Origin of the sequence: Enterobacter sp. JBIWA005 (assembly GCF_019968805.1) — a bacterium.
Lineage (GTDB): Bacteria > Pseudomonadota > Gammaproteobacteria > Enterobacterales > Enterobacteriaceae > Enterobacter > Enterobacter vonholyi.
The window spans coordinates 21,153-39,026 of the sequence record NZ_CP074159.1; the positions used below are offsets into that span (position 1 = coordinate 21,153).

Below are 17,874 nucleotides of genomic sequence, written 5' to 3' on the forward strand. Positions count from 1 at the left end.
GCTGACAAACGATATAATTTGGCGTTCAGATGAGCCAGATTGAATCAAATGAGTGACTATGCTCTAAAAAACGCACTTAATCTGCATTAGGGTCACATAAATTCACCCAGGAACGGTATGCTGAGCGCAGAAAACACGCGTGAGAATTGTGATGACCGATGCAAATGAAGCCAGAAACCGGCTATTAAACGGCTGGCAGCTGTCGAAAATGTACACCTTTGAAGTGGCTGCCCGGCATGAATCCTTCGCGCTGGCGGCGGAGGAACTGTCGCTTAGCCCCAGCGCGGTAAGCCACCGCATCAACCTGCTGGAAGAAGAGCTGGGTATTCAGCTGTTTGTCCGTTCGCACCGTAAAGTCGAACTGACGCAGGAGGGAAAGCGCGTTTACTGGACGCTAAAATCGTCCCTCGACACCCTGAATCAGGAGATCCTGGACATCAAAAACCAGGCGCTGTCCGGCACGCTGACGGTCTACTCCCGGCCATCGATCGCTCAGTGCTGGCTGGTACCCATGCTGGGTGACTTTACCCGCCGCTATCCGTCGATTTCGCTCACCATCCTGACCGGCAATGATTACGTCAATATGCAGCGAACGGGTGTCGATCTGGCGCTCTATTTCGACGATACGCCACCAAACCATCTGTCTCATCACTTCCTGATGGACGAGGAGATTTTGCCCGTCTGCTCCCCGCGGTATGCCCGCGAGCATGAACTGCTGAAAAACCCTGATAACCTCAGCCACTGCACGCTGCTGCACGACCGTCAGGCCTGGAGTAACGATTCCGGTACGGATGAATGGCTGAGCTGGGCGCAGCACTTTGCGGTGAATATGCCGCCATCGTCGGGTATCGGTTTCGATCGCTCTGATTTGGCGATTATTGCGGCCATCAATCACGTTGGCGTCGCGATGGGCAGAAAGCGGCTGGTGCAGAAGAGGCTCGAACGGGGCGAGCTGATCGCCCCGTTTGGTGACAAGACCCTGAAATGCCATCAGCACTACTATGTCTCGACGCTTTCTGGCCGTCAGTGGCCGAAAATAGACGCCTTTATCGGCTGGCTGAAAGAACTGGCAGGTTGAAGAATTATTACGCTTTCGCTCTACACCAAATGTGAAAAAGCGTGCTAAATACAGGTAATGCTTTCGATTTATCCAGGGTAAACCGTGTTAAAGCCTTTTATTGCCTTTGCATTACTGATCTCTTCCGGCTGGGCGATGGCCGCTGAGCCGCCGCTGACGGCTGCCCGTTATGCGCAGCAGCTGGGCGTCGGGATGGATGTGGACTGGGCGCGCACCGAACGCGGCATACGTGAATTCGACCCGCTGGTGGTCCGCGATTTTCGTGCAAAAGGCATTACCCACGTGCGCATCCGCGTGGCCGATGAGCCGACGGAAGCGCGGTTAATTCACCTTCGCAAGCTGGTAGAAGCCTGCGAGCAGTATGGCGTGATCCCGATAATTGCTTATCAGGCTGATGAATATAAAAACGACCCGAAAGCCGATAACGAGAAAGAGACGGTCAACTGGTGGATTGCCGTGGCACACTATTTCGGCCAAAGCTATCCGCAGCTGGGTTTTGATCTCATCTATGAGCCGGCCGACAAGCTTAACCACAGCCTGGCGTCGCTAAACCGCGTGTATGAAAAATCTATTAAAGCGATCCACGACATCGACCCCCAGCGCATGATCTTTATTGCGCCGCGCCTGCGTGCCGCACCGGAGGATTTATCCAGCCTGAAGCTGCCTGCGCACAGCCAAAACTACCTGCTGGCGGAGTGGCATATTTTCCCGTGGGGGCCGCTGAAAAATGGTGGTAAATACCCGTGGACGTCCGGCACGGCGGCGGAGAAAGCGGCTATCCATAATCGCATCAATACCGCCCTGCACTGGCAGCAAAAAACCGGTCACGTTAGCTGGGTCGGGGGCTGGGGCGTGGGGGAGTCAAACCACCTTACGCCAACCGCTTCGCAAATGGCCTTCGCCACCTTTATGGCCTGCGAACTGCAAAAAGCGAAAATCCCGTATGCGCTTAACGCGGATTTCCAGTTTTACGACGGGGAAGAGGGGGCATGGCAGCCTGCGCCAGAGCCCTTACTGCAGGCGATGATAACGCCTGCCTGTGAAAAGCCCGGCGAGAAGCCGGGCCATCATGCGCTTAAACCGGCTGCTCGTGATGCGGAACGCGCGACGCCAGCGGCAGCCAGCACAGTAAAATCAGCAGCCCCATCAGCGTCATCAACAACCCCAAACTAGACTGCCCGGTCTGCGGCATCATAGCCGAGAGCCAGGCCAGCGCGCCGGAACCGATGTTCTGCAAACCGCCCACCAGCGCGCCCGCCGTGCCTGCGAGGAACGGGAACGGCTCCATCGCGCCGCTGGTGGCGAGCGGGAACAGCATCCCCGCGCCGAAGAAGAACAGCGCTGCCGGGATGAGCAGCGTCCAGACGGTCATCACGCCAAACAGCCCTGGGATCCACATCATCAGACCCGCCAGCAGGCAGCTGATCACCGACTGCCACATCAGGGTGGAGAAGCGCTTGTTCTGACGCCCGGCAAACCACGCGCCGAAGAACGCCGCCGGGATTGGAAGAATAAACAGAATGCTCACCACCATGCTGCTCAGGCCCAGCCCCGCGCCCAGCAGCACGCCGGAGCAGGCTTCAAACACCGCGATGCCCGCCAGGCCGCCGATGAGCATCAGCAGGTAGCAGGTAAACGCGCCGTTGCCGAACAGCGTTTTATAGCTGGCGATCAGCTTCGTGCGCGGCGCGTCCTGCGGCCGCGTTTCCGGCATCCAGCGCGCCATGCTGAAGGTGACAATCATGCAGAGCACCAGCAGGAAGGCGTAGCAGGCGCGCCAGGACCACATAGTGTCCAGCAGGCCGCCAATCAGCGGGGCCAGCAGTGGGCTCACCAGAATCCCCATATTCAACAGGCTATTGGCATGGCGCAGCTGAGTGCCCTGATACATATCGCGCGGTAGGGTTCGCGCCATTACCCCGCCGACGCCGGTCCCGACGCCCTGCAGGGCGCTGGCGGCAATCAATACGGTCAGGCTGTGGGTGGTCATCGCAATCACGGTCGCCACCATGAAAATGCACATACCGACTAAAATCACCGGACGGCGTCCGATACGGTCGGAGAGCGGTCCATAGAACAGCTGCGAAATGCCATAGGTCAGCAGGTAGGCTGCCATCACGCTTTGTACTGCGCCCTCGCGGACGTTTAATTCCTTTGCCATGTCGGCAATCGCCGGAATGTAGATGGTTTGCGCCATCTGACCGACGGCCACCAGTAACACCAGCATCAACAATAAGTTAACGTTCCTTTGTTTTTTCATGTCGCTGAATACTTTTGCCAAAAGAGAAAAATGAAGAATAAGTAACTGCGCATTCCCATAAATGCGCGAGGAATCTACCACAGAGAGATGACAAATTAAGCATTGTCGTGGTGAATGAAAAAAACGTGAAAGGCAGGATTTGTAAACAATAACGGCAACTAATGTTGCCAGTGATTTACGCCAGGCGCAGCAGAATGGCGCCGCCAGCGATACCCAGCGCCGCCGCGATGCGCAGGCCCGCAACCTTCTCTTTTAAAAGGATAAACGCGATTAGCGCGCCAAAGAGTATGGAGGTTTCACGCAGCGCCGCGACTACCGCCAGCGGCGCCTGCGTCATTGCCCACAGCGCCAGACCGTAAGAGCCCATGGTGCCAACCCCGCCGAGCAGCCCCTTTTTCCAGTGCAGGCGCAGGTAGCCGGACGCCTCGCGCCGGCGCGCCACCATCGCCCAGCCGAGCAGGCAGAAGCCGTTCATAAAGAAGGTCCATAGCGTATAGCCCAGCGCGGTGTCCGACAGCCGCACGCCGGTGCCGTCCACAAGCGTATACCCGGCAATAAAGCAGGCATTCAGCAGCGCCAGCCAGATCCCTTTGCGTGACTGCATGCGCCCGTTCATCGCCATCGCCAGAATCGACAGGCAAATTACCCCGATGCCGGACCAGGCGAGCCAGGAGAGACGATCGCCAAGCGCCAGCACGCTGATCAGCGCCACCAGCAGCGGGGCGGTGCCGCGCATCAGCGGATAGGTCTGGCTCATATCGGAAACCTGATAGGTCTTCGCGACCAGCACGGTGTACACCACCTGTAAGGCGCAGGAGACTAACAAAAACGGCCAGCTTGCAGCAGAGGGCTGTGGAGAAAACGGCAGTAAGACCAGAGCGATAACCGTGGCGGATCCGCTGACGCTTATTGCGGAATAGAGCTTGTCCGTTCCGGCTTTAACGATGGCGTTCCAGCTGGCATGCAGCAGCGCGGCGAAGAGCAAAATGCAGAATACGGTGATGGTCATGGCGTATCGGGTGATGAATTGTCACTCAACTGTAACATTCACATCCTGATGCCGCCAGCCGGTTACACCGCACAAAAAAGGCGATGCGTTACCCGCGGTTCGTCCGAGACCAGCGTAAATCCTGCCTGGCGATAAAACCCGTAGGCAGCGTCCGGCGCATGGGTATTGAGGAAATCAAACCAGATGCTGGCATCGGCCATCACCACGGTCAAAAGCTGCTTGCCAATTCCCAGCCCGCGGCACTTTTCGCTGACGTAGAGATGGCGAATACGTCCGGCGCGCGGCTGCTGGCTGAACGGATCGCGATTCAGACCGCACACGCCGACCAGCTTGCCGTTGAGAAACGCGCCTAACAGCTTTTCGCCCGGCGCGTTAAAGCGGTTCTCACCCCGCTGCCAGCTCTCTTCGAGCCTGCGCAGCATATTGAAATTCAGTGCAATACTTTCCGCCTTCAGGGCGATATAACCCGGCTCGTCTGGCGTGACAGGCTCAATTAACAGACGCGACATAGCATTCCCTCGTTATTAAAGAGGGGCGGTTGCCCGCCCCTCTCAGGTGCGACTTGAACCTGAATTACCGAACGAATTTCAGGACAGCATCAAGCAGTTGCAGTACAGCAACAATGAGTTTGAGGATAAGTATCACCATATCCACTACGCTCATACGCGTCTCCTTTTGGTTAAAAGGAGCACGATGCTGGCGTACCTTTCCGCCGCCTGTTGCCAGCACCTGGATTGACGTAACACAGTGTGCTCACTTCAGAGGGTTAAGGCACTGACGGCACCACCCGTTTCAGCCAGGACTTCGTTGCGCCGGTAGATCTGCGGCCCCCTCGCTCACTGCGAACACCCTCAGTATAGATAAATACTGTATGCATGAACAGTATTTTTTGGACAAAATCTGGAAGGCGATCCATACTCAAAAACGTCAAAATCCGTGCCGGAATTGCGCGTCCATCTTCGATCGCGTATACTTTTTTGCGTTGACGTAACACAGTGTGTTCTGCGGCGACCAACCGCAAAACCCTGATAAAAACCTCGCTTAGGCGGGGTTTTTTGTTTTCTGTCAGTCTGAATAATTCATATTTTCAACGTAAGACCGTATTGCGGCTCTCTTTTGTTCAAAGGCCATTTCCTCCGTTTTTTGACACTCTGCCAGGGCTGCGGCAGGGTAGTGAACGCAGGGTATTTGCCGGGTTTTATCCTGCAGTACCCCCAGCGGATATCCCGTGCTGGCATCAAAGACAGAAATGTGTTGTTCGACGGGGGCAGATGGCCCCTGCCCGATATTTTGCAATTGAATAAGAAACTGGACCTCGTGCGTTGAGATGGGGTAACCCAGACCCGCAACATAGCCCAGCATGGAGAGTGGCTTAACCTGTTTACTCGTCGCTTCGCCGAAATAGATCATACGGTAGATAAAATAACTGCCCCAGGGTTCGCGCGAGCCCAACGCGCTGTGCATAAACCAGGCGCGGGAATCATGGATTTGATCATCAAAAAGCGCTCTTGTTAGTCCTGAGGGTTCATTGGCATTGCTCTGTTCCCCTTGTGGTGGAAACAGTGTTTCCAGGTGTTGTTTCCCTGCCTCTTTGATCTTTTTAAACTCAACAGGAATGTCATCCTGGTTAAAGGCAAAAACAAAACCTTTGAAGTAATCGAGTACGGCGTAGGTTGTGCTTTTTGCCTGAGTACGAGAAACGTCCTGATAGTCCTCTTTGAACTCGAATGCGGCCTGTAAAAGCTGTGTTTGTCCGAGCAAGGCATCAAAGTCTTTAGGGCCTGTCTTAAGCATCACAAACTGACCCTGCGGGTGGCTACCGGGCTGTTTAATTCGCTCTCTTTCTGCACCTTTTTGTAATTTTTCGCGTTCTCTTTCCCGTTCCGCCCTTTTACCAGGATCGTTATCCTGATTTTGATTATTGGCTGCGGCGTCGTGATAAAAGCGCTGGCTCCGGAATGTTTCCTGGGCGTAGCGATTGATGCGCCAGGCGGTTATCCAGCCGATTTGGTTTTCAAGCGCTTCGATGATATTGACTCGAGCGCGAACGGGGGAGTAGAGGGTTGCCTGTTCATCGGGAACGCCACTTTCGGAAGGAGGTAAATCAAGAGTGAGCTGGCGCCAGGCGTTGAAGCGTTGGATTAGTAAGGGGTCAGTACTAAATTCGTCAACCAGGGCTTCTGGCATAATTCTCCATGAATCTTTTTGTAAATCTTCAGGGAGCGACTCTTTTTGGACTTTTAATGGGGCACCTGAAGTAAAGGCTGCTGCGTATATGTCGTTTAAACAAAGCTGTGATAATAAGAAATCATCGACATTAGCATTTGCTTTCCCCTGATCGCCTGGTGGGTACCCGCCCCCAATATCAGAGTGCATGCCAGGATAAACCACCTCTACGGCATATTCAGGATATCGCCCGTCAGCACGACAGATTGAATCGAGTGGGAAGCACAACCGCTGATCGTGAGCCGAAACCAGATGCACGCAGCGCTTAATCAGCGCATTGTCCGGCAATTCCATCGTTCCGTCGGCCCAGCCCATATGACCTTCCGCTACCGGGGCAATATGGGCAATCCCTACGGAAGAGACCGTATCCAGCAAACCTAAAAATTCAATGCTAATCGGAATTTCACCCTGTTTTGTCGCCAGGTAAAAAGGTTGTAAGGCCCCTGCTCGGGAAGGCGAAAGCAGGGCGTTAAGCCAGTTAACAAAGGCCCGGGCCGAGGCCGCTCCGCGCGAGAAACCGTAAACATAGAGCTTGATTCCCAGCAGCTTAGAGGTGCCTGGCGTTGGCTGCGTTAACGCGGTCTCCAGCGTTTTACCCAACCCGTTTAACAGCCGGAAAAGCTCTCTGTGGCGGAGGTATTCTCCGTGAACGTTGGAGTGTGAGTAGTTGGTGGCCATAGCCTGAATGGAGTGCCAGTTTTCTTCATCGCTCAGCTTGCCAAGCCCAAGCGTACGTCGCAGAGCGTCTACCAGCCGAAGCAGACCCCAGTTGATGCGCTCCTCGCCGTAAGCTGCGTATTTCAGGCCTGCATCACTGAAGTCGAGATCCAGCACCTCCGGAAAAGGCGTCCCCACGCCGGGAATATAGTATTTGTAATACTGGTTGTGCGCGACGCCTTCCTGATCGACCAGCTCTGCGTTATGCGCGCCGGTTCCCCCTGCATAGCCTTGTCCTATGGTGGAACGGAACAGGCGAGCGATATTGGTCGGATGAAGCGGGGTCGATTCATAGAGGTCATGATTCAGGTTGTTGCCCGTACCGTCAAAGAAAAGGCTGATATGGAGCGTTTTACAGCAGGGAGGCAAGACGCGTCGGTTGGCAGCCGTGCAAAGCTGGTTATGGTATTGCGTTTCCAGACTGCCTTGTTCCCTGCAGTTTTGCCCAAAGTGAGATCTAGTACTAGGTAATCTACCTCTTTCCGGAAACTCAGGAGGGTACCAGACATTATCAGGGTTCAGTTTGGACATACTTTGGGCTTCTCCATATGCACGGGGTCTTTGACGGGATAATCAGGGCTGCCGTAGTCGGCACAGCTGGTGGTGACCTTCACCTGGTCACAGGGCAGGAAGTGAACGGTAATACCGCAGGTTTTCTGGCCGGTGTAATCGGGGACCGGAACGCTTTGAGTATGTTTTTTATTCAACCCTTTGATTATTGCTCGCCACCCACGGCGTTTATCTGCATATTCCTGCCATGCCTTGTAACGCTCATCCCGGTTCATCCCGGTGGTATCTGGTTCATCAGGCTGCGGGATCTCAGGCACATCGCTGGCAAACGCGACGCCCGTTTCCCAGTCAACCTGCACCGTCATTCCGGGCGTCCACGGCCCGCTCACGCCAAAGCAGCATCCTCCACCTCCACCCGAATACGGGCCGATAATATCGAGGCCGGACTGCCCGTTAACGCTGAAGCGGTTGATGGCCCAGCTGGTGTGGTTAATGGCTTCAATGGTTCCGCCCCCGCCGGGCGGGGCTGGTTCCGTTTTTACGGGCTGGTCGCATCCCGCCAGTAAAAGCAAAGCCGCGAAAAGCATTGTGTTAAACTTATTCATGTTGTCTTCCTTAACACCTGCCTGTATCCCTCGGCACGCTCTAGTATTTTTGTAGTTGTTCTTAGGTTCGAAAAATCATAACCACATAAAGCCTGCGACAATACCCTCGAGCCGCTATTTTCAGATTTTCATAAGAAATTAATATGTGACTGAACCTAATAGCGTTTAGGGCAAATTTGAGAGGTGAAAACGGAGAGCAAACCCAACAAACGAAACGTGATCCCTGACGCATTTTTGCGCAGATGAAAATTTTTCCATTGTCACGCCCGAAAACCTGTGTTTGTATAAATTCGATCAATGAATCCAAACACAGGTCCCCAATGACTTCATCCATCTTCACTTCGACCCTACTAAAAACTGCGCAACCAGCCGCAGTGGTCGTCGTGCGTGTGGTGGTGGTCGTCGGCAATGCGCCGTAGGGACTGGATCAACACACGAATCCAAAACCCCGCCGGCGCAAACCGGGCGGGGTTTTTCGTTTAGGACCCTCCCCGGAAAGTCGGCCCAGAAGAAAAGGACTGGAGCATGGCAAGTTCGGGCACAACATCCACCAAGACGCGTTTTACCGGCGCGCAGCTGATCGTTCATCTGCTGGAGCGACAGGGCATCACCACGGTTGCGGGCATCCCTGGCGGCACGGTGCTGCCGCTGTACGATGCGTTAAGCCAAAGCACGCAGATCCGCCACGTGCTGGCGCGCCACGAGCAGGGGGCAGGCTTTATCGCTCAGGGCATGGCGCGTACCCAGGGTAAACCGGCGGTCTGTATGGCCTGCAGCGGGCCGGGCGCAACCAACCTGGTGACCGCCATCGCCGACGCGCGCCTCGACTCCATTCCGCTGATCTGCATCACCGGCCAGGTGCCGTCCTCGATGATCGGCACCGATGCGTTCCAGGAAGTGGATACCTACGGCATCTCTATCCCCATCACCAAACATAACTATTTAGTTCGCGATATCAGCGAGCTTCCTCAGGTTATCAGCGATGCGTTCCGCATTGCGCAGTCCGGCCGTCCGGGCCCGGTGTGGATAGACATTCCTAAGGATGTCCAGACCGCAGAGATCGAGATCGACGTTCTGCCGGAGCCGGGCGAGCGAGCCCCCGCGCCGGAATTCAGCGCTGAGAGCGTGCGCGACGCTGCCGCCATGATTAACGCCGCCAAACGCCCGGTGCTCTATCTGGGTGGCGGGGCGATTAACGCCGCAGATGAAATCCGCGAGTTTGCAGAAAAAGCCAACCTGCCGACTACCATGACCCTGATGGCGCTCGGCATGCTGCCAAAAGCGCACCCGCTGTCCCTGGGCATGCTGGGGATGCACGGCGCACGCAGCACCAACTACATCCTGCAGGAGGCGGATTTATTGATTGTTATGGGCGCGCGTTTTGATGATCGGGCGATTGGCAAAACCGAGCAGTTCTGCCCGAATGCGAAAATCATTCACGTGGATATCGATCGCGCCGAGCTGGGTAAAATCAAACAGCCGCACGTGGCGATTCAGGGGGATGTGGCGGAAGTACTGACGCAGCTGATCCCGCAAACGGATGCGACCGATCGCGCCGACTGGCGTCAGCTGGTGGCCGATCTGCAGCGTGAGTTCCCGGGCGCTATCCCAACCGAAGGCGATCCGCTGAGCCACTACGGACTGATCAACGCCGTGGCCGCCTGCGTGGACGACAGCGCGATTATCACCACCGACGTCGGCCAGCATCAGATGTGGACCGCCCAGGCCTATCCGCTGAACCGTCCGCGCCAGTGGCTGACCTCCGGCGGTCTGGGAACCATGGGCTTCGGCCTGCCTGCGGCGGTCGGTGCAGCACTCGCCAACCCGGACCGCAAGGTCATCTGCTTCTCCGGTGACGGCAGCCTGATGATGAACATTCAGGAAATGGCGACCGCGGCCGAAAACCAGTTAGACGTGAAAATCATCCTGATGAACAACGAGGCGCTTGGCCTGGTCCACCAGCAGCAGAGCCTGTTCTACAAGCAGGGCGTGTTTGCGGCGACCTATCCGGGGATGATTAACTTTATGCAGATTGCTGCCGGCTTTGGCCTGCACACCTGCGATCTGAACGCGGAAGAGGATGCCCACGCGGCGCTGCAGGCGGCGATTTCTCGTCCGGGCCCGGCGCTGATCCACGTCCGTATCGACCCTGAACAAAAAGTGTATCCGATGGTGCCGCCGGGTGCGGCAAATACTGAGATGGTGGGAGAATAAGCCATGCAGAAACAACATGATAACGTCATTCTGGAACTCACCGTCCGCAACCATCCCGGCGTCATGACTCACGTCTGCGGGCTGTTTGCCCGCCGCGCGTTTAACGTGGAAGGCATTCTCTGTCTGCCGATTCAGGGCAGCGAGCACAGCCGCATCTGGCTCCTGGTGAACGATGACCAGCGTCTGGAGCAGATGATGGCGCAGATTGACAAGCTGGAGGACGTCACCAACGTGGCGCGCAACCAGTCCGATCCCACCATGTTTAACAAAATTGCGGTGTTTTTCGAATAGATCGCTCATTGCTTGAACACCCGCGCGCTTATCGTTAAGGTAGGCGCGTTTTTTATCCGCCCGCCAGGAACGCGCCATGACCACCATCGCCCTTATCGACGACCACCTTATCGTCCGCTCCGGATTTGCCCAGCTTCTGAACCTCGAACCGGATTTTCAGGTGGTGGCCGAGTTTGGCTCTGGTCGCGAGGCGCTGGCGGGCCTGCCGGGTCGTGGGGTGCAGGTCTGTATCTGCGATATCTCGATGCCGGATCTCTCCGGGCTGGAGCTGTTAAGCCAGCTGCCGAAAGGGATGGCGACGATCATGCTGTCGGTTCACGATAGCCCGGCGCTGGTCGAGCAGGCGCTTAACGCGGGGGCGCGCGGCTTCCTTTCCAAACGCTGTAGCACGGACGAGCTGATTGCCGCCGTGCGCACCGTCTCCACCGGCGGCTGCTACCTGACGCCGGATATCGCCATCAAGCTGGCGGCCGGCAGGCAGGATCCGCTCACCAGACGCGAGCGTCAGGTGGCTGAGAAGCTCGCGCAGGGGATGTCGGTGAAAGAGATTGCGGCTGAGCTGGATTTGTCGCCAAAAACCGTGCATGTCCATCGCGCCAACCTGATGGAAAAACTCAACGTCAGCAACGACGTCGAGCTGGCGCGCCGCATGTTCGACAGCTGGCAATGAGTTCCGCTTTTTCACGGCTGATCGCCGTCGTCGCCAGCTTTTTTATCTTCTCCGCCGCGTGGTTCTGCCTGTGGAGCATTAGTCTGCATCTGGTGGAGCGCCCGGAGCTGGCGGTGCTGCTGTTTCCATTCGGCCTGCGTCTGGGGCTGATGCTGCAATGCCCGCGCGGCTACTGGCCCGTTTTGCTCGGGGCAGAGTGGCTGATGCTGGTCTGGCTGGCTCAGGAGGTTGCCCTCGCGCATCTTCCCTTATTGATGACCGGAAGCCTGCTCACGCTTCTCCCTGTTGCCCTCATTTCCCGCTATCGTCACCAGCGCGACTGGCGCACCCTGCTGCGGCAGGGGGCGGCGCTGATTGCCGCCGCGTTGTTACAATCCCTGCCGTGGATTGGCGAGAAAGAGATGCTCAACGCCCTGCTGCTGACCCTCACCGGTGGCCTGACGCTGGCACCCACCTGCCTCGTGATTTGGCACTACCTCACCAGCACCGTCTGGCAGCCGCTCGGCCCGGGGCTGGTTTCCCAACCGGTGAACTGGCGCGCCCGGCATCTCATCTGGTATCTGCTGCTGTTCGTGGTAAGCCTCTGGCTTCAGCTGGGTTTGCCCGCCGAGCTTTCACGCTTCACGCCGTTTTGCCTTGCGCTGCCGATTATTGCTCTGGCCTGGCACTATGGCTGGCAGGGGGCGCTGATCGCCACCCTGATGAACGCCATCGCGCTGATCGCCAGCCAGACCTGGCACGACCATCCGGTGGATTTGCTGCTCTCGCTGCTGGCCCAGAGCCTGACCGGGCTGCTGCTCGGCGCGGGCATTCAGCGCCTGCGCGAGCTGAACCAGTCCCTGCAGACCGAGCTGGCGCGCAATCGCCGTCTGGCTGAACGCCTGCTGGAGACGGAAGAGAGCGTGCGGCAGGAGGTGGCCCGCGAGCTGCACGATGATATCGGCCAGACGATCACCGCCATCCGCACCCAGGCGGGCATTGTCCAGCGTCTTGCGGCGGAAAATGCGGGCGTGAAGCAGGGCGGGGCGCATATCGAGCAGCTTTCACTTGGCGTATATGACTCGGTGCGACGCCTGCTCGGCAGGCTGCGCCCGCGCCAGCTTGACGACCTGTCGCTGGAGCAGGCGGTGCGCTCCCTGATGCGCGAGATGGAGCTGGAAAGCCGCGGCATTGTCAGCCATCTCAACTGGCGAATTAACGAATCTGCGCTGAGCGAAGGCCAGCGCGTAACCCTGTTCCGCGTCTGTCAGGAGGGGCTGAACAATATCGTCAAACACGCCAGTGCCAGCGCGGTCACGATACAGGGCTGGCAGCAGGACGAGCGCCTGATGCTGGTGATTGAAGACGACGGCTGCGGCCTGCCGCCGGGCTCCGGCCAGCAGGGCTTTGGCCTGGCGGGCATGCGCGAGCGCGTCAAGGCGCTGGGCGGCACGCTGAACCTTTCCTGTACCCACGGGACGCGCGTCAGCGTCAGTTTGCCGTTAAGGACGCATCATGTTTAAACCCCCAGCCAGCGCAGCCCCATTAAGCAACAAAGCGGAAATTGACGCCCGCTACCGCTACTGGCGACGTCATATTCTGATTACCATCTGGCTCGGCTACGCGCTGTTCTACTTCACTCGCAAAAGCTTCAACGCCGCCGCGCCGGAGATCCTCGCCAGCGGCGTGATGACGCGCACCGATATCGGCCTGCTGGCAACGCTGTTTTACATCACCTACGGCCTGTCGAAGTTCTTCTCCGGTATTGTTAGCGACCGCTCTAACGCCCGCTATTTCATGGGCGTTGGGCTGATCGCGACCGGGGTGGTGAACATCCTGTTTGGTTTCTCCACCTCGCTTTGGGCCTTCGCCCTGCTGTGGGCGCTGAACGCCTTTTTCCAGGGCTGGGGCGCGCCGGTCTGCGCCCGCCTGCTCACGGCGTGGTACTCGCGCAACGAGCGCGGCGGCTGGTGGGCCGTCTGGAACACCGCGCATAACGTCGGCGGGGCGCTGATCCCGATGGTGGTCGGCGCCGCGGCGCTGCACTACGGCTGGCGCGCGGGGATGATGATTGCCGGTGGCCTCGCCATTCTCGCCGGGCTGTTCCTCTGCTGGCGCCTGCGCGACAGGCCGCAAACCGTTGGCCTGCCTGCGGTGGGCGACTGGCGGCACGACGAAATGGAGATTGCCCAGCAGCAGGAGGGGGCGGGGCTGACCCGTAAGGAGATCCTCACCAAATACGTGCTGAAAAACCCGTACATCTGGCTGCTGTCGCTCTGCTACGTGCTGGTCTACGTGGTGCGCGCGGCTATCAACGACTGGGGCAATCTGTACATGTCCGAGACGCTCGGCGTGGACCTGGTCACCGCTAACTCGGCGGTGACGATGTTCGAACTGGGCGGGTTTATCGGCGCGCTGGTAGCGGGCTGGGGTTCGGATAAGCTGTTCAACGGCAACCGCGGCCCGATGAACCTGATTTTTGCCGCCGGGATTTTGCTCTCCGTCGGCTCGCTGTGGCTGATGCCGTTCGCCAGCTACGTGATGCAGGCGGCGTGCTTTTTTACCACCGGCTTCTTCGTCTTTGGCCCGCAGATGCTCATCGGCATGGCAGCGGCGGAGTGTTCCCACAAAGAGGCGGCAGGCGCGGCGACGGGCTTTGTCGGGCTGTTTGCCTACCTTGGCGCATCGCTCTCCGGCTGGCCGCTGGCGCGGGTGATCGATATCTGGCACTGGAGCGGTTTCTTCGCGGTGATCGCCATCGCGGCGGGAATTTCCGCCCTGCTGCTGCTGCCTTTCCTGCACGCGCAGGCCCCGCGCGAGATGGGTGAAGCGTGATGCGCCTCACCTTTCTGGCCCGAGTGGCGTAAAACTAAGAAATTTTCCCGGTTTTACCTGGACGCTGTCTCAGGCATCTCTCCTGGCTGATTTTTACAATGCCTGCCATTCGCAGGTAAAAATCAGCTCAGGAGCAAACCATGCTGGCCTTCCTCAACCAGGTGCGCAAGCCGACCCTGGATCTGCCGCTCGACGTGCGGCGCAAAATGTGGTTCAAACCGTTCATGCAGTCCTATCTGGTGGTCTTTATCGGCTACCTGACCATGTACCTGATCCGCAAAAACTTTAACATCGCGCAGAACGACATGATCTCCACCTACGGGTTGAGCATGACGCAGCTGGGGATGATTGGCCTGGGCTTCTCCATCACCTACGGCGTGGGAAAAACGGTTGTGTCCTACTACGCGGACGGCAAAAACACCAAGCAGTTCCTGCCGTTTATGCTGATCCTCTCCGCCATCTGTATGCTCGGCTTCAGCGCCAGCATGGGCGCAGGGTCTGTCAGCCTGTTCCTGATGATCGCCTTCTACGCCCTGAGCGGCTTCTTCCAGAGTACCGGCGGGTCGTGCAGCTACTCCACCATCACCAAGTGGACCCCGCGCCGCAAGCGTGGTTCGTACCTCGGCATGTGGAACATCTCCCACAACCTCGGCGGAGCGGGTGCGGCAGGCGTGGCGCTGTTTGGCGCAAACTACCTGTTCGACGGCCACGTGATCGGCATGTTTATCTTCCCGTCGATTATCGCCCTGATTGTCGGCTTTATCGGCCTGCGCTACGGCAGCGACTCCCCGGAATCGTACGGCCTCGGCAAAGCCGAAGAGCTGTTCGGGGAAGAGATCAGCGAAGAGGACAAAGAGACCGAAGAGAACGAGATGTCCAAATGGCAGATATTTGTTGAGTACGTGCTGAAAAACAAAGTGATCTGGCTGCTGTGCTTCTCAAACATCTTCCTCTACGTGGTGCGTATCGGCATCGACCAGTGGTCCACCGTGTACGCCTTCCAGGAGCTTAAGCTCTCTAAAGAGGTGGCGATTCAGGGCTTCACCCTGTTCGAAGTGGGCGCGCTTGTCGGCACCCTGCTGTGGGGCTGGCTCTCTGACCTCGCCAACGGCCGTCGTGCGCTGGTGGCCTGCGTCGCGCTGGCGCTGATTATCGCCACACTTGGCGTCTACCAGCATGCCAGCAACCAGTACGTTTACCTCGCATCCCTGTTCGCGCTTGGCTTCCTGGTGTTTGGTCCGCAGCTGCTGATCGGCGTGGCGGCAGTGGGCTTCGTACCGAAAAAAGCGATCGGCGCTGCCGATGGGATTAAAGGCACCTTCGCCTATCTGATTGGCGACAGCTTCGCCAAGCTGGATCTGGGGATGATCGCTGACGGTACGCCAATTTTCGGCCTCACCGGCTGGGCGGGCACCTTCGCGGCGCTGGATGCGGCAGCGATCGGCTGTATCGTCCTGATGGCGATGGTCGCGGTACTGGAGGAACGTAAAATTCGCCGTGAGAATCGTGCGCAGAAATTAAAAACAGCCTGAGTGTGCAGGTAACGTCTTTGCCCGGTGTGTGATGCCGGGCTTTTTTATTTCCGCCGACGGCATTAATACCTTATCCCCCGTCCCGCAACGTCTTTTCAGTGCACTATTCTGGTTCTGCCCGCTGTTGACGCCGTGCGTTTCCCGCTATGATGAGCGGCTAGTCAAAGGAGAACGCATGGTCTGGATAATGCTGGCAACGCTTGCCGTGGTGTTTGTGGTGGGATTTCGCGTCCTGACCTCAGACTCCCGCCGCGCCATCAAACGTTTAAGCGAGCGTCTGGGCATCACCCCGATGCCGGTTGAGTCGATGATCGATCAGTTCGGCAAAATGCCGGGCAATGAGTTTATCCGCTACCTTGAGCGCCCGGACGAAGCGCATCTGCAAAACGCCGCGCAGGTGCTGCTGATCTGGCAGGTCTGCATTGTCGACGGCAGCGAGGAGAACCTGCACGCCTGGCACCGCATGCTGCGAAAAGCCCGCCTTGCCGCACCCATTACCGATGCGCAAATTCGTCTGGCGCTTGGCTTCATGCGGGAGATGGAGCCCGATCCGCAGGAGCTGAACGCCTTCCAGCTACGCTACAACCAGCTCTTTCTGCCGGAAGAGGGTGTGTTTTATCTGCACTGATCCCCTCTAAAAACCACAAAAGTTGTCTAAACGTTAAATCCGTCACACTTTTGATGATAAACTGCGCGACTTTTCCGCACGTTTTTATCTTCAGGTGATGCCATGACAGAACATATCCAGCCCACGACCAGACCGCAGACCAAAGAGGTTTCACGCCCCAACTGGTCGGCGGTTTTCTCCGTGGCGTTCTGCGTCGCCTGCCTGATTACCGTTGAGTTTCTGCCGGTGAGCCTGCTGACGCCGATGGCGCAGGACCTGGGCATTTCCGAAGGCGTGGCGGGGCAGTCCGTTACCGTCACCGCGTTTGTGGCGATGTTTGCCAGCCTGTTTATCACCCAGGTGATTGGCACCATCGACCGCCGCAAAGTGGTCATTCTGTTCAGCGTGCTGCTGACGCTCTCCTGCCTGCTGGTCTCCTTCGCGGAAAGCTTTACCCTGCTGCTGCTGGGGCGCGCCTGTCTGGGACTGGGGCTCGGCGGCTTCTGGGCGATGTCCGCCTCGCTCACCATGCGCCTGGTGCCTGCGCGCACCGTGCCGAAAGCGCTGTCCGTCATATTTGGCGCGGTCTCCATCGCGCTGGTGATTGCCGCGCCGCTGGGCAGCTTCCTGGGCGGGATTATCGGCTGGCGTAACGTCTTTAATGCGGCGGCGGTTATGGGCGTGCTTTGCGTTATCTGGGTGTGGAAGGCGCTGCCGTCCCTGCCTGGCGAAGCGGCGCACCACAAACAGAACATGTTTAGCCTGCTGAAGCGTCCCGGCGTGCTGGCGGGGATGACCGCGATCTTTATGTCCTTTGCCGGGCAGTTTGCCTTCTTTACCTATATCCGCCCGGTGTTTATGACCATGGCGGGCTTTGACGTAGACGGCCTGACGCTGGTGCTGCTGAGCTTCGGTATCGCCAGCTTTGTCGGTACCTCGCTTTCGTCCCAGTTCCTGAAGCGCTCCCTGAAAGTGGCGCTGGCGGGTGCGCCGCTGGTGCTGGCTGCAAGCGCCGCGGTGCTGGTGCTGTGGGGCAGCGATAAGTGGGTCGCGTCTGCCATTGCGATTATCTGGGGCTTTGCCTTTGCGCTGGTGCCGGTGGGCTGGTCGACGTGGATCACCCGCTCGCTTGCCGATCAGGCTGAAAAAGCCGGGTCGATTCAGGTGGCGGTGATCCAGCTGGCAAACACCTGCGGCGCGGCGATTGGCGGCGTGGCGCTCGACCACCTGGGGCTGACGTCACCGCTGGTGATTTCCGGCACGCTGATGCTGCTGACGGCGCTGCTGGTGGCAGGGAAGGTTAAAGCGAAGTAGTGTTTTTTCCCTCTCCCGTGGGAGAGG

General features: G+C 58.0%; 17 protein-coding genes. 11 read left to right on the forward strand and 6 right to left on the reverse strand.

Annotated features, from left to right (window positions below):
- Positions 1-151 precede the first annotated feature (151 nt).
- Positions 152-1,078 carry a DNA-binding transcriptional regulator DsdC gene (gene dsdC, locus KGP22_RS00100; RefSeq protein ID WP_127729026.1) on the forward strand — a complete coding sequence of 309 codons (927 nt, stop codon included), beginning with the start codon at positions 152-154 and terminating at the stop codon, positions 1,076-1,078.
- An 84-nt stretch (positions 1,079-1,162) separates the two neighbouring features.
- Positions 1,163-2,251, forward strand: a complete 1,089-nt coding sequence (locus KGP22_RS00105) for a cellulase family glycosylhydrolase (protein WP_223580815.1) — start codon at positions 1,163-1,165, stop codon at positions 2,249-2,251.
- Here KGP22_RS00105 and emrD read toward each other — a convergent pair.
- The 6 genes from emrD to KGP22_RS00135 form a co-directional block, all read right to left on the reverse strand.
- The gene (gene emrD / locus KGP22_RS00110; protein ID WP_223580817.1) at positions 2,154-3,338 is read right to left on the reverse strand and encodes a multidrug efflux MFS transporter EmrD; all 1,185 of its coding nucleotides are present in this window, start codon (positions 3,336-3,338) and stop codon (positions 2,154-2,156) included. The genes KGP22_RS00105 and emrD overlap by 98 nt on opposite strands.
- A 175-nt stretch (positions 3,339-3,513) precedes the next feature.
- Positions 3,514-4,347 carry an EamA family transporter gene (locus KGP22_RS00115; protein WP_223580818.1) on the reverse strand — a complete coding sequence of 278 codons (834 nt, stop codon included), beginning with the start codon at positions 4,345-4,347 and terminating at the stop codon, positions 3,514-3,516.
- Positions 4,348-4,409: 62 nt separating this feature from the next.
- The gene (locus KGP22_RS00120) at positions 4,410-4,856 is read right to left on the reverse strand and encodes a GNAT family N-acetyltransferase (RefSeq protein WP_021242692.1); all 447 of its coding nucleotides are present in this window, start codon (positions 4,854-4,856) and stop codon (positions 4,410-4,412) included.
- Between the two features lie 64 nt (positions 4,857-4,920).
- Entirely contained in the window at positions 4,921-5,010 is a 90-nt protein-coding gene (gene tisB, locus KGP22_RS24260) for a type I toxin-antitoxin system toxin TisB (RefSeq protein ID WP_008500146.1), read from the reverse strand.
- Positions 5,011-5,412: 402 nt separating this feature from the next.
- The gene (locus KGP22_RS00130) at positions 5,413-7,821 is read right to left on the reverse strand and encodes a DUF2235 domain-containing protein (protein ID WP_223580820.1); all 2,409 of its coding nucleotides are present in this window, start codon (positions 7,819-7,821) and stop codon (positions 5,413-5,415) included.
- Positions 7,809-8,405 carry a DUF3304 domain-containing protein gene (locus KGP22_RS00135; protein ID WP_223580822.1) on the reverse strand — a complete coding sequence of 199 codons (597 nt, stop codon included), beginning with the start codon at positions 8,403-8,405 and terminating at the stop codon, positions 7,809-7,811. The genes KGP22_RS00130 and KGP22_RS00135 overlap by 13 nt, the downstream gene beginning before the upstream one ends.
- 320 nt (positions 8,406-8,725) lie before the next feature.
- Between KGP22_RS00135 and ivbL the strand changes: the two genes are divergently transcribed.
- The 9 genes from ivbL to nepI all read left to right on the forward strand — a co-directional run bounded on the left by ivbL (position 8,726) and on the right by nepI (position 17,847).
- Positions 8,726-8,824, forward strand: coding sequence for an ilvB operon leader peptide IvbL (gene ivbL / locus KGP22_RS00140; RefSeq protein ID WP_057979964.1), 99 nt, complete (start codon positions 8,726-8,728; stop codon positions 8,822-8,824).
- Positions 8,825-8,930: 106 nt separating this feature from the next.
- Positions 8,931-10,619: an acetolactate synthase large subunit gene (ilvB, locus tag KGP22_RS00145; RefSeq protein ID WP_115876750.1), complete on the forward strand. Its 1,689-nt coding sequence runs from the start codon at positions 8,931-8,933 to the stop codon at positions 10,617-10,619.
- A gap of 3 nt (positions 10,620-10,622) precedes the next feature.
- Positions 10,623-10,910, forward strand: a complete 288-nt coding sequence (gene ilvN, locus KGP22_RS00150; protein WP_008500144.1) for an acetolactate synthase small subunit — start codon at positions 10,623-10,625, stop codon at positions 10,908-10,910.
- A gap of 76 nt (positions 10,911-10,986) precedes the next feature.
- Positions 10,987-11,580, forward strand: a complete 594-nt coding sequence (gene uhpA, locus KGP22_RS00155; RefSeq protein WP_223580824.1) for a transcriptional regulator UhpA — start codon at positions 10,987-10,989, stop codon at positions 11,578-11,580.
- On the forward strand, positions 11,577-13,082 hold the full coding sequence (gene uhpB / locus KGP22_RS00160) for a signal transduction histidine-protein kinase/phosphatase UhpB (RefSeq protein WP_223580826.1): 1,506 nt from the start codon (positions 11,577-11,579) through the stop codon (positions 13,080-13,082). Before uhpA ends, uhpB begins: the two co-directional genes overlap by 4 nt.
- Entirely contained in the window at positions 13,075-14,394 is a 1,320-nt protein-coding gene (locus tag KGP22_RS00165) for an MFS transporter (RefSeq protein WP_223580828.1), read from the forward strand. Before uhpB ends, KGP22_RS00165 begins: the two co-directional genes overlap by 8 nt.
- 140 nt (positions 14,395-14,534) lie before the next feature.
- Positions 14,535-15,926, forward strand: coding sequence for a hexose-6-phosphate:phosphate antiporter (gene uhpT / locus KGP22_RS00170; RefSeq protein WP_223580830.1), 1,392 nt, complete (start codon positions 14,535-14,537; stop codon positions 15,924-15,926).
- Between the two features lie 175 nt (positions 15,927-16,101).
- Complete coding sequence (locus KGP22_RS00175) at positions 16,102-16,554, forward strand: DUF1198 domain-containing protein (protein ID WP_213751760.1); 453 nt, start codon at positions 16,102-16,104, stop codon at positions 16,552-16,554.
- 102 nt (positions 16,555-16,656) lie between these two features.
- Positions 16,657-17,847, forward strand: a complete 1,191-nt coding sequence (nepI, locus tag KGP22_RS00180) for a purine ribonucleoside efflux pump NepI (RefSeq protein ID WP_223580833.1) — start codon at positions 16,657-16,659, stop codon at positions 17,845-17,847.
- Positions 17,848-17,874: the final 27 nt, after the last annotated feature.

Coding starts and splice junctions, on each gene's coding strand:
- dsdC (WP_127729026.1), top strand. CDS start 152: ATGACCGATGCAAATGAAGCCAGAAACCGGCTATTAAACGGCTGGCAG.
- emrD (WP_223580817.1), bottom strand. CDS start 3,338: ATGAAAAAACAAAGGAACGTTAACTTATTGTTGATGCTGGTGTTACTG.
- KGP22_RS00115 (WP_223580818.1), bottom strand. CDS start 4,347: ATGACCATCACCGTATTCTGCATTTTGCTCTTCGCCGCGCTGCTGCAT.
- KGP22_RS00120 (WP_021242692.1), bottom strand. CDS start 4,856: ATGTCGCGTCTGTTAATTGAGCCTGTCACGCCAGACGAGCCGGGTTAT.
- tisB (WP_008500146.1), bottom strand. CDS start 5,010: ATGAGCGTAGTGGATATGGTGATACTTATCCTCAAACTCATTGTTGCT.
- KGP22_RS00130 (WP_223580820.1), bottom strand. CDS start 7,821: ATGTCCAAACTGAACCCTGATAATGTCTGGTACCCTCCTGAGTTTCCG.
- KGP22_RS00135 (WP_223580822.1), bottom strand. CDS start 8,405: ATGAATAAGTTTAACACAATGCTTTTCGCGGCTTTGCTTTTACTGGCG.
- ivbL (WP_057979964.1), top strand. CDS start 8,726: ATGACTTCATCCATCTTCACTTCGACCCTACTAAAAACTGCGCAACCA.
- ilvB (WP_115876750.1), top strand. CDS start 8,931: ATGGCAAGTTCGGGCACAACATCCACCAAGACGCGTTTTACCGGCGCG.
- ilvN (WP_008500144.1), top strand. CDS start 10,623: ATGCAGAAACAACATGATAACGTCATTCTGGAACTCACCGTCCGCAAC.
- uhpA (WP_223580824.1), top strand. CDS start 10,987: ATGACCACCATCGCCCTTATCGACGACCACCTTATCGTCCGCTCCGGA.
- uhpB (WP_223580826.1), top strand. CDS start 11,577: ATGAGTTCCGCTTTTTCACGGCTGATCGCCGTCGTCGCCAGCTTTTTT.
- KGP22_RS00165 (WP_223580828.1), top strand. CDS start 13,075: ATGTTTAAACCCCCAGCCAGCGCAGCCCCATTAAGCAACAAAGCGGAA.
- uhpT (WP_223580830.1), top strand. CDS start 14,535: ATGCTGGCCTTCCTCAACCAGGTGCGCAAGCCGACCCTGGATCTGCCG.
- KGP22_RS00175 (WP_213751760.1), top strand. CDS start 16,102: ATGGTCTGGATAATGCTGGCAACGCTTGCCGTGGTGTTTGTGGTGGGA.
- nepI (WP_223580833.1), top strand. CDS start 16,657: ATGACAGAACATATCCAGCCCACGACCAGACCGCAGACCAAAGAGGTT.